This window comes from Kitasatospora sp. NPDC051914, assembly GCF_040680995.1.
Taxonomy (GTDB): Bacteria; Actinomycetota; Actinomycetes; order Streptomycetales; family Streptomycetaceae; genus Kitasatospora.
On the sequence record NZ_JBFAXX010000124.1, the window covers coordinates 1 to 9,271 of the forward strand.

Below are 9,271 nucleotides of genomic sequence, written 5' to 3' on the forward strand. Positions count from 1 at the left end.
TGCTCCACCCCACTCGCCCCCCTCACCCCCCCCCCCCGGCCCCCCGCCCCCCCGGGGGGGCCCCCCCCCCCCCCCCCGGGGGGCCCCCCCCCCCCCGCCGTTGCACCGCCCGGGGCTGTCCGCGCCCCGGGTCAGGACGCCAGCCAGGCCGGCTCGCTGCTGCGCACCCGGCCGCGGTGGCAGGCGTACGCGAGCGTGCCGAGCAGCAGCCGCGCCTCCGGGGGACACGCGGCGCTCTCCCGGGTCGGCCGGCGCAGCCAGCTCATCGCGCCGAGCCCTCCGAGCACGGTCGGCGGCGCCGCCACGTACGCGCCCGCCCCGTGGCAGACCAGGTCGAGCGAGGCGTCGTCCCAGCCCGTCCGGTAGAGCAGTTCGGGCAGCCGGCGGGCGGTGCCGGGGGCGACGAAGAAGAGCAGCCGGCCGGTCGGCGAGGCGATCACCGGGCCGACCTGGGTGCCCATCCGCTCCAGCCGGACCAGCGCCTGGAGGCCGGGCTGCGCCGGGACGTCCAGCACGTCGAAGTGCAGCCCGGCCGGCAGCAGCACGGGCGCGTCCGCGGCCCACAGCGCGCCCAGTTCGTGGGCGGGCGTGCCGGGCGCGGCCTTCGGGCCGGTGCCGCCGTGCAGGCCGGGGGCGGCGCAGTGCACGGCGCCGCAGTCGCAGACCGCGGGGGAGCGGTGCGGGGCGCGGGCCTCGCCCGCGACGACCGTCCAGCCGAGACGGGTGGTGTACTCGCCGGCCGCCTGGAGGGCCGTGGCCCGGGTGCGCCGCAGGGTGCCGCGCGGCGCCAGCCGCAGGTGCCGCAGCCGGAGTTCGCCGAACAGGTTGTCCATGCCTCCCCCAACAGGTTCTGGTCGCCGGTGGTTACGGGACTGTGACAGTGCGTCGGCCGTCCCGCGCGGTGCGGGTGGTGCAGCAGAGGCGCGCGCCGTACCGTGCGCTCCGATTCGCGTCGCGCGCTCCAACAGCCGGCGGGCCCCGGAGCTGCGGATACCGGGAGGTCGCTGTCGCACGAGGGTTCCTCCGTCGTCTGGGGTGCCGTCAAGACCGGTAGCATCAGCGGCAGTTGATCCGTCCGCAGGGCGGGAGGCCGAACCGTCGGGCATGTGCCGGGGTCAATGCGAACCGGCTACCAGTGAAGCGCGACCAGGCCATCCTTTGTTCACTCCCAGGGGTGGCGAAAGGTGGCGTTTCCCCGGCGGTGCTCCCCCGGATGGCGGAAATCACGTTACGTTCGGCACACGGAGCACAGCGGACCGTCCACAGTTGCGGTGGTCCGGGCTCCTCGGCAGTCGAGCAGGCACGGTACGTCGAGCAAGCGCCCGAACCGTCGGGCACCACGAGCGGGCCCCGGGGCGGGGCCGGGCGGGATGGGGCGTTCCCATGGGTGAGAAGCAACCGAACGAGAAGCTGACGTCGTGGTTCGCCCGAAGCGGCTGGTCCAAGGGCGAGTTGGCACGTCAGGTCAACCGTCGGGCCCGCCAGATCGGCGCGCACCACGTCAGCACGGACACCTCCCGGGTGCGCCGGTGGCTCGACGGTGAGCAGCCCCGCGAGCCCATCCCGAAGATCATGTCCGAGCTGTTCTCCGAGCGCTTCGGCTCGGTGGTCTCCGTCGAGGACCTCGGCCTGCGCACGGCCGTCCCCGTCTCCACCGTCGGCGGCGGCGTCGACCTGCCGTGGAGCGGCGACCAGACCGTCCAGCTGATCAGCGAGTACTCGCGCAGCGACCTGATGCTCAACCGCCGCGGCTTCCTCGGCACCTCGCTCGCCCTGACCGCAGGCGCCGCCCTGATCGAACCCATGCAGCGCTGGCTCACCCCCGGCCCCGGCGGCGCGCCCACCCCGATCCTCACCGCCGCCAACGGCGGCGAGCCGCACACCGGCCGCCTCTCCGAGCCCGAGCTCCAACTCCTCGAGCAGACCACGGTGATGTTCCGCCAGTGGGACGCGCAGAACGGCGGCGGCCTGCGCCGCAAGGCCGTGGTCGGCCAGCTCCACGAGGTGACCGACCTGCTGCAGGAGTCCTATCCGGAGCCCACCACCAAGCGCCTCTTCCGCCTCACCGCCGAACTCGCCCACCTCGCCGGCTGGATGTCGTACGACGTCGGCATGCACCCCAGCGCCCAGAAGTACTACGTGCTCGCCCTGCACGCCGCCAAGGAGGCCGGCGACCGCCCCTTCGGCGCGCTCATCCTCACCGACATGAGCCGCCAGATGATCCACCTCAACCGCGGCGAGGACGCCCTGGAGCTGATCCACCTCGCCCAGTACGGCAGCCGCGACACCGCCACCCCCCGCCAGCAGGCCCTGCTGTACGCGATGGAGGCCCGCGCCTACGCCACCATCGGCGAGGTCAACCGCTGCGCCCGGGCCGCCCGCCTCGCCGAGGACACCTTCAGCGACTGCCGGGCCGGCGACAACGACCAGAACTGGCTCAAGTTCTTCTCCGAGGCCGAGCTCAACGCCGAGAACGCGCACTCCTTCCGCGACCTGGCGTACCACTCCAGCCGCAGCCAGCTGTACGCCTCGATGTCCGCCCCGGTGATGGAGCGCGCGGTCGACCTGTTCCGCCAGGACGGCGAGCACGTGCGCAGCTACGCCTTCAACCTCATCGGCATGGCCAGCGTCCACCTGCTGCAGAACGAGCCCGAGCAGGCCGCGGTGATGGCCGAGCAGGCCGTCGACATCGCCACCAAGGTCCGCTCCGAGCGGCTGAACACCCGCGTCCGCAAGACCACCGAGGCCGCCAACCGCCAGTACAAGGGCGTGCCCGAGGTCGCCCGGCTCGCCGAGCGCGTGGTGCAGGACATCCCGGAGTTCGCCTCGGCGGTCTGACCGCCCGCGCGGGGGCCGCTTTCGGCCACCCGCGCCCCCGACCCCGACCGTGGGGGCCCGTGCGCCTTCGTATCCGTACGGGCTCCCCCGCCCTTCAGGCCCCGGGCCTCCACGGTCGGTGAAACACCCCGCACCCGCTGTACCGAGCGGCGGAACGGTATCGCAAGATCTGTCATGGCACGGCCGTGGTTCACGTGCTCGTAACGCCCCCGTCGGTTGCGTCACGGCGGCGAAACACCGAGCCGCATCGGCCGAAATCAGCCTTCGGCACTCTCCTTCACATCGCCGACACCCCGGGTGGGAACGGGACAGGTATCCCGGGTGTGGAGCGGCTTCCATTCAGAGGAGACGCCGATGCCGGACGGCTTCAGCGCGGGCGATACCGCCTTTGTGTTCATCTGTGCGGCCCTGGTCATGTTGATGACACCGGGTCTGGCCTTCTTCTACGGAGGCATGGTCAGGGTCAAGAGCACCCTCAACATGCTGGTCATGAGCTTCATCACGCTCGCGATCGTCAGCGTCCTGTGGGTCCTCTACGGCTACAGCCTCGCCTTCGGGCCGGACGCCGGCGCCGGCCTGATCGGCAACCTGGACTTCCTGGGCTTCCGCGGCATCGGGATGAACGACCTCAGCGGCACGATCCCGGTCACCGGGTTCGCCGCCTTCCAGCTGATGTTCGCCATCATCACCCCGGCCCTGATCAGCGGCGCGATCGCGGACCGCGCCAAGTTCGCCGCCTGGTCGCTGTTCGTGGCCCTGTGGGTCACCGTCGTCTACTTCCCGGTCGCGCACTGGGTGTTCGCCTTCGACAAGGGCAACGGCGGCTGGCTCGGCGACCGCAACGGCGTCATCGACTTCGCCGGCGGCACCGCCGTCCACATCAACGCCGGTGTCGCGGGCCTGGCCCTCGCCCTCGTCCTCGGCAAGCGCGTGGGCTTCAAGAAGGACCCGATGCGTCCGCACAGCCTCCCGCTGGTGATGCTCGGCTCCGGCCTGCTGTGGTTCGGCTGGTTCGGCTTCAACGCCGGCTCGGCGCTCGCCGCCAACGGCGTCGCCGGCATGGCCTTCCTGAACACCCAGGTCGCCACCGCCGCCGCCGTCCTCGGCTGGCTCGCCTACGAGAAGATCAAGCACGGCGCGTTCACCACCCTGGGTGCCGCCTCCGGCGCCGTCGCCGGCCTGGTCGCCATCACCCCCGCCTGCGGCTCGGTCTCCCCGCTCGGCTCCATCGCCATCGGCGTCATCGCCGGTGTCGCCTGCGCCGCCGCGATCAGCCTCAAGTACAAGCTCGGCTTCGACGACTCGCTCGACGTGGTCGGCGTGCACCTCGTCGGCGGTGTCATCGGCTCCCTGCTGATCGGCTTCTTCGCCACCGGCCACGTCGGCCAGACCGCGCAGGGCCTTTTCTACGGCGGCGGCTTCGACCAGCTCGGCAAGCAGGCGCTGGGTGTCGTCGCGGTCGCGGCGTACTCCTTCGTCGTCACCGGCATCCTCGGCCTCGCCATCCACAAGACGATCGGCTTCCGGGTCTCCGAGGAGGTCGAGGTGTCCGGCATCGACCAGGCCGAGCACGCCGAGTCCGCCTACGACTTCACCGCCGTCGGCGCCAGCCTCGCCCGGTCCGTCACCGCCACCCCCGCCACTGCCGAGAAGGCCGAGGTCGACGCCTGATGAAGCTCATCACCGCAGTCATCAAGCCGCACCGCCTGGACGACGTGAAGGAGGCCCTGCAGGCCTTCGGCGTCCACGGCCTCACCGTCACCGAGGCCAGCGGCTACGGCCGTCAGCGCGGCCACACCGAGGTCTACCGGGGCGCCGAGTACACCGTCGACCTGGTGCCGAAGGTCCGCATCGAGATCCTCGTCGAGGACGACGACGCCGAGCAGCTGATCGACGTCGTGGTCAAGGCCGCCCGCACCGGCAAGATCGGTGACGGCAAGGTCTGGGCCGTCCCGGTCGACACGGCGGTGCGCGTGCGCACCGGCGAGCGCGGCCCCGACGCGCTTTAGCATCAACACCAGACGCTCTTGGCGGACCTGCCCACCGGCAGGTCCGCCGGACGCGTATCCGGCACCCCGCCCCACGGATGGGATCTCCGACGTGACCACGACCGAAGCCCACCCCTCCGACCCGGCCCGCCCGGACGACCACGGCGCCGCCCGCACCCGGCTGCTCGCCGACCCCGGTCTCGGCGGCGCTGCCCGCCGCACCGCCCTCGCCCGGCTCACCGACGGCTGGCTCGCGGGCCTCTACCGGGACGCCGGCGCACCCGCAGGCACCGCCCTGGTCGCCGTCGGCGGCTACGGCCGCGGCGAGCTCTCCCCGCGCAGCGACCTCGACGTCCTGCTGCTCCACGAGGGCCCGATCGACCCCCGGCTGCCCGAGCGGATCTGGTACCCGGTCTGGGACTCCGGTGCCGCCCTCGACCACTCCGTGCGCACCCTCGACGAGGCCCGCACCGTCGCCGCCGAGGACCTCAAGGCCCAGCTCGGCCTCCTCGACGCCCGGCACATCGCCGGCGACGCCGCCCTCACCGCGGGCCTGCGCTCCGCCCTGCTGGCCGACTGGCGGGCCGGCGCCGCCGGACGGCTGCCCGAACTCCAGCAGCTCTGCGCCGAGCGCGCCGAACGCCACGGCGAACTCTCCTTCCTCCTCGAACCCGACCTCAAGGAGGCCCGCGGCGGCCTGCGCGACGTCGTCGCCCTCAAGGCCATCGCCGCCACCTGGCTCGCCGACGCCCCACGCGACGGCCTGGAGGCCGCCGCCGCCCGCCTCGCGGACGTCCGCGACGCCCTCCACCTCACCACCGGCCGCGCCACCGAGCGCCTCAGCCTGCAGGACCAGGACCAGGTCGCCGCCCGGCTCGGCGTCCTCGACGCCGACACCCTGCTCCGCCAGGTCTACGAGGCGGCCCGCACCATCACCTACGCCACCGACGTCACCTGGCGCGCGGTCGACCGGGTGCTCGCCGCCCGCAGCGGCCGCGGCCGCCGGCTCTCCCGGATCGCCTTCCCGTTCAGCGGGGTCGGCCGCGGCGCCGGCGCCGTCGCCAAGGGCGCCGTCGACCGCAGGCCGCTCGCAGAGGGCGTCGTCGAGCAGGACGGCGAGGCCGTGCTCGCCCAGGGCGCCCGCCCCGCGCAGGACCCGGTCCTGCCGCTGCGCGCCGCCGCGGCGGCCGCCCAGGCCGGGCTCACCGTCGCGTACACCACCGTCCGGCGGCTGGCCGCCGAGACCAGGCCGCTGCCGGTGCCCTGGCCGGACGAGGCCCGCGAGCAGCTGATCACCCTGCTCGGCGCCGGCGAGGCCTGCCTGCCGGTCTGGGAGGCCCTGGAGGCCGAAGGCCTGATCACCCGGCTGCTGCCGGACTGGGAGCGGGTCCGCTGCCGCCCGCAACGCAACGCCGTGCACCGCTGGACGGTCGACCGGCACCTCATCGAGACCGCCGTGAAGGCCGCCGCGATGACCCGCCGGGTGGCCCGCCCCGACCTGCTGCTGGTCGCCGCGCTGCTGCACGACATCGGCAAGGGCTGGCCCGGCGACCACTCGGAGGCCGGCGAGGTCATCGTCCGCGACGTCGCCGTCCGGATGGGCTTCGACAAGGAGGACACCGACACCCTCGCCCTCCTGGTGCGCCACCACCTGACCCTGGTCGACACCGCCACCCGCCGCGACCCCGACGACCCGGCCACCGTCGACGCCGTCACCAAGGTCGTCGGCACCCTGCCGCACCTGGAACTGCTGCACGCCCTCACCGAGGCCGACGCCACCGCCACCGGCCCGGCCGCCTGGAGCAGCTGGCGGGCCTCGCTGGTGGGCAACCTGGTCGCCCGGGCCGCCGCCCGGCTGGCCGGCGGCGTCAGCCACCCGCCCGCCGGCGACCCCACCGCCGAGGAGGAGCGGCTCGCCGTCGAGGCCGCCCGCACCGGCGGGCCCGCGCTCTCCCTGCACGCCCACGCCGAGCAGGACACCACCGGCACCGAGCCGATGGGCGTCGAGCTCACCCTGGCCATCCCGGACCGCCCCGGCCTGCTGGGCACCGTCGCGGGCGTCCTGGCCCTGCACCGGCTCACCGTCCGCTCGGCCGGCCTGCGCGAACTCGACCCGGTCGGCGCCGGGCCCGTCCTGCTGCTCTCCTGGACGGTCGCCGCCGAGTACGGCGAGCTGCCCGAGGCCGCCCGGCTGCGCGCCGACCTCCGCCGGGCCCTGGACGGCTCGCTGGACGTCTCCCGCAAGCTCGCCGAGCGGGACGCCGCGGCCCCGCGGCGGCGCGGCATCGCCACCCCGCCGCCGGTGGTCTCGGTCGCCCAGGGAGCCTCCTCCAGCGCGACCATCCTGGAGGTCCGCGCGCACGACGCGCCCGGCCTGCTGCACCGGATCGGCCGCGCCCTGGACGCCGCCGGGGTGCGGGTGCGCACGGCGCACGTCTCCACGCTCGGCGCCGACGCCGTGGACGCGTTCTACGTCACGGACTCCGAGGGCCTGCCACTGGCACCGCAGCAGGCGGCGGAGGTCGCCCGGTCCGTGCAGGCCGCCCTGGGCTGACGGGCCCGTGGCGGGCCCTGAGCGGGCCCGCGGAGGGCCCTGCAGGGCCCGGTCCGCGCGTTCGGGCGGCGTCCCGTCCGGGCCCGCGGGAGCGGGTGCGGGCCGGGGTGGAGACCGTTCGCCGGGCGGCCCGATACCCTGGGGGGCGACGACAGTACCCGTACCGATGCCGCAAGGGACCCGCGACCGACGTGTTCGACACTCTCTCCGACCGCCTCGCAGCGACGTTCAAGAACCTCCGGGGCAAGGGCCGCCTCAGCGAGGCGGACATCGACGCCACCGCCCGCGAGATCCGGATCGCGCTGCTGGAGGCGGACGTTGCGCTCCCGGTGGTGCGGGCCTTCATCAAGCAGGTCAAGGACCGTGCCCTCGGCGCCGAGGTGTCCGGTGCCCTGAACCCGGCCCAGCAGATCATCAAGATCGTCAACGAGGAGCTCATCAGCATCCTCGGCGGCGAGACCCGCCGTCTGCGGTACGCCAAGACCGGCCCGACGGTGATCATGCTCGCCGGTCTGCAGGGTGCCGGTAAGACCACCCTCGCCGGCAAGCTCGGCCACTGGCTGAAGAAGCAGAAGCACACCCCGCTGCTGGTCGCCTGCGACCTCCAGCGCCCCAACGCGGTCAACCAGCTCGGCGTGGTGGCCGAGCGGGCCGGCGTCGCCTTCTACGGCCCCGAGCCGGGCAACGGCGTCGGCGACCCGGTGAAGGTCGCCCGCGACTCGATCGAGTACGCCCGGCAGAAGCAGTACGACGTCGTCATCGTCGACACCGCCGGACGCCTCGGCATCGACGCCGAGATGATGCAGCAGGCCGCCGACATCCGGGCCGCGGTCGACCCGGACGAGGTCCTGTTCGTGGTCGACGCCATGGTCGGCCAGGACGCGGTCACCACCGCCCAGGCCTTCCTCGACGGCGTCGACTTCACCGGCGTGGTGCTCTCCAAGCTCGACGGCGACGCCCGCGGCGGTGCCGCGCTCTCCGTCGCGCACGTGACCGGCCGACAGATCATGTTCGCCTCCAATGGCGAGAAGGTCGACGACTTCGACGCCTTCCACCCGGACCGGATGGCCTCGCGCATCCTCGGCATGGGCGACATGCTGTCGCTCATCGAGAAGGCCGAGCAGACCTTCTCGCAGGCCGAGGCCGAGAAGATGGCCTCCAAGCTCCAGGGCGGCGGCAAGGACTTCACGCTGGACGACTTCCTCGCCCAGCTGGAGCAGGTCCGCAAGATGGGCTCGATCTCCAAGCTGCTCGGGATGCTGCCCGGCATGGCCCAGATCCGCGACCAGATCAACAACATCGACGACCGCGACGTGGACCGCGTCGGCGCGATCATCAAGTCGATGACCCCGGCCGAGCGCACCGACCCGAAGATCATCAACGGCTCGCGCCGGCTGCGCATCGCCAAGGGCTCCGGCGTCCAGGTCGGCGAGGTCAACAACCTGGTCGAGCGGTTCTTCGAGGCCCGCAAGATGATGTCCGCGATGGCCTCCGGCAAGGGCATCCCCGGCATGCCGGGCATCCCCGGCATGGGCGGCGGCAAGCGCTCCGCCAAGAAGGCGCCGGTCGCCAAGGGCAAGCGCAAGTCCGGCAACCCGCTGAAGCGGGCCCAGGAGGAGGCGGCCGCCGCCGAGCGCCGCGCCCTCGGCCCGGCCGGCGCCCCCGGCCAGCAGCCCGCCGCCCCGGGCGGCGCGTTCGGTCTCGGCGCGGGCAAGGGCCCGGCCGACTTCGAACTGCCCAAGGAGTTCAAGGACCTGCTCTGACGGTCCCCGCCCGCCGGGCCCCCGCCCCCCCCCCCGGCGGGGGGGCGGGGGGGGGGCCGCCCCCGCCCCGCCCCCCGCCCCCGGGGTGGGGGGGGGGCCCCGGCGCGGGGCGGGGCCAACCACCCCGA

6 protein-coding genes are annotated in these 9,271 nt (G+C 73.9%); 5 read left to right on the forward strand and 1 reads right to left on the reverse strand.

Annotated features, from left to right (window positions below; genetic code table 11):
- Positions 1 to 131 precede the first annotated feature (131 nt).
- Positions 132 to 833, reverse strand: a complete 702-nt coding sequence (locus tag AB0M03_RS38640) for a bifunctional DNA primase/polymerase (RefSeq protein WP_363501169.1) — start codon at positions 831 to 833, stop codon at positions 132 to 134.
- Between the two features lie 550 nt (positions 834 to 1,383).
- Between AB0M03_RS38640 and AB0M03_RS38645 the strand changes: the two genes are divergently transcribed.
- The 5 genes from AB0M03_RS38645 to ffh all read left to right on the forward strand — a co-directional run bounded on the left by AB0M03_RS38645 (position 1,384) and on the right by ffh (position 9,143).
- A complete protein-coding gene (locus AB0M03_RS38645) occupies positions 1,384 to 2,838 on the forward strand; it encodes a hypothetical protein (protein ID WP_363501172.1) in 1,455 nt (484 codons plus the stop codon).
- Positions 2,839 to 3,192: 354 nt separating this feature from the next.
- On the forward strand, positions 3,193 to 4,509 hold the full coding sequence (locus AB0M03_RS38650; RefSeq protein WP_363501175.1) for an ammonium transporter: 1,317 nt from the start codon (positions 3,193 to 3,195) through the stop codon (positions 4,507 to 4,509).
- The gene (locus tag AB0M03_RS38655) at positions 4,509 to 4,847 is read left to right on the forward strand and encodes a P-II family nitrogen regulator (RefSeq protein WP_030275697.1); all 339 of its coding nucleotides are present in this window, start codon (positions 4,509 to 4,511) and stop codon (positions 4,845 to 4,847) included. Before AB0M03_RS38650 ends, AB0M03_RS38655 begins: the two co-directional genes overlap by 1 nt.
- 91 nt (positions 4,848 to 4,938) lie before the next feature.
- Positions 4,939 to 7,380 carry a [protein-PII] uridylyltransferase gene (locus tag AB0M03_RS38660; protein ID WP_363501178.1) on the forward strand — a complete coding sequence of 814 codons (2,442 nt, stop codon included), beginning with the start codon at positions 4,939 to 4,941 and terminating at the stop codon, positions 7,378 to 7,380.
- A gap of 191 nt (positions 7,381 to 7,571) precedes the next feature.
- Positions 7,572 to 9,143, forward strand: coding sequence for a signal recognition particle protein (gene ffh, locus AB0M03_RS38665; protein ID WP_363501181.1), 1,572 nt, complete (start codon positions 7,572 to 7,574; stop codon positions 9,141 to 9,143).
- The last annotated feature ends 128 nt before the right edge of the window (positions 9,144 to 9,271 follow it).

Excerpts from the sequence above, each read along its gene's own strand:
- AB0M03_RS38640 (WP_363501169.1), bottom strand. The coding sequence starts at position 833 with ATGGACAACCTGTTCGGCGAACTCCGGCTGCGGCACCTGCGGCTGGCG.
- AB0M03_RS38645 (WP_363501172.1), top strand. The coding sequence starts at position 1,384 with ATGGGTGAGAAGCAACCGAACGAGAAGCTGACGTCGTGGTTCGCCCGA.
- AB0M03_RS38650 (WP_363501175.1), top strand. The coding sequence starts at position 3,193 with ATGCCGGACGGCTTCAGCGCGGGCGATACCGCCTTTGTGTTCATCTGT.
- AB0M03_RS38655 (WP_030275697.1), top strand. The coding sequence starts at position 4,509 with ATGAAGCTCATCACCGCAGTCATCAAGCCGCACCGCCTGGACGACGTG.